Annotated in this window: 1 protein-coding gene; it reads right to left on the bottom strand. The window is 46.2% G+C overall.

Annotated features, from left to right (window positions below; translation table 11 throughout):
• A partial coding sequence (locus R7Z50_RS28700) for a tyrosine-type recombinase/integrase (RefSeq protein WP_318149908.1) occupies window positions 1-621 on the bottom strand: 621 nt, incomplete at both ends.

Here is a 621-nt window from a genome sequence, read left to right as displayed (position 1 = left end):
TCTAGCTGTTGATACCAAACGTCGTAAGCATGACGCATTTCATCCAGGTACTGATATTGGTTGTAGATAGCATCCAACCCTTTTTTGCTGTGGCCAATCATCAACTCGGCAACTTCTTGCGTGGTGATGGCAGACATTCGCGTTCGCATCGTTCTGCGAAGATCATGCATAGACCAATGTTCCATCTCGACACTAAGCGACCTGCGAGCCCAAATTTTCACATTGTTAGGAATAGTGGTATCAAAGCCATTTGTGGCAAGCTCTTCTTGTCCGTTCGCGGGAAACAAGTAGGTTGATTTGCTCATCTGCATCGCCAGTTCAATCAGCTCAATAGCTGGCTTAATCAATGGCCGCATGATCGGCGCTCCTATTTTCTCACCTTGTTTGCGGATCTCTATAGGCACTGTCCACATTGCAGATTGCAAATCAAAGTGATGCTTTTCAGCTTGAATGAGTTCGCCCTTGCGACCGCCCAATAGCAGAAGCAGCTTTATGTAGATGCGGTTCTTCTCAGTGATTTTTGACTCGTGCAAATAGCGCCAAAGTATCCTGATCTCGTTGTCATTTAGCACCCGAGTTCGTTTGCCTTTCTTACCGCCAACTTTTTTTGCTGTGATCCCA

This window comes from Vibrio sp. 1249-1, assembly GCF_033340495.1.
Note: the sequence above shows the minus strand (reverse complement) of the source record. Positions and strands in the feature narration are given on the sequence as shown.